Annotated in this window: 1 protein-coding gene; it reads right to left on the reverse strand. The window is 35.8% G+C overall.

Annotation, left to right across the window (positions count from 1 at the left end):
• Positions 1 to 51 precede the first annotated feature (51 nt).
• On the reverse strand, positions 52 to 483 hold the full coding sequence (locus QVP94_RS00510; protein WP_022191735.1) for a hypothetical protein: 432 nt from the start codon (positions 481 to 483) through the stop codon (positions 52 to 54).
• Positions 484 to 558 lie beyond the last annotated feature (75 nt).

A 558-nucleotide genomic window follows, 5' to 3' on the forward strand; every position in this document is an offset into this window, starting at 1 on the left:
GCAGTCAGTTGCCCGGCTGCCTTTGTAAACCTGTTTTTGAAATAAGCAAGTTTAATCCAGTCCGACACAAGCTCGGACAAATTCCATTTCTTTATCTCTATCTTCTTGTGACAGATTTTCATTCCACTCTTCATCTTCTACAGACCAGCTTCTTCTAATTGTCACATCGTACAATTCTATACAGTGGCTTGTAGCTGGTCTATGTTCCATAAAAATGAATACTTCCGCATCCATATCTATTGCATCCATATCATACTTATGCAGTCTTTCTATAGTTTCTGCATCCGTTATTTCTTGATAATAAATGCCTTCGTATTCTTCTCGTTTCTCCCATTCTCTATCCATCTCAAAAATTCTTTCCAGATATTTGGAGTCAATACAATACTTCTGGATAAATTCAGAAGCGAAACCTGCACCATAATGTAAATAACCAATTTTGCACACGTCTTTCTTTAATTCAATGATACAACCTCTTGTACTCATAATTCAAAATGTTTAAAGTTATTATTAAGTATATCCTGCATAAAATCCCTATCCAGAGGAACACAGCAAGGGTCA

It is taken from the genome of Parabacteroides sp. CAG:2 (assembly GCF_000436315.1).
Taxonomy (GTDB): Bacteria; Bacteroidota; Bacteroidia; order Bacteroidales; family Tannerellaceae; genus Parabacteroides; species Parabacteroides distasonis.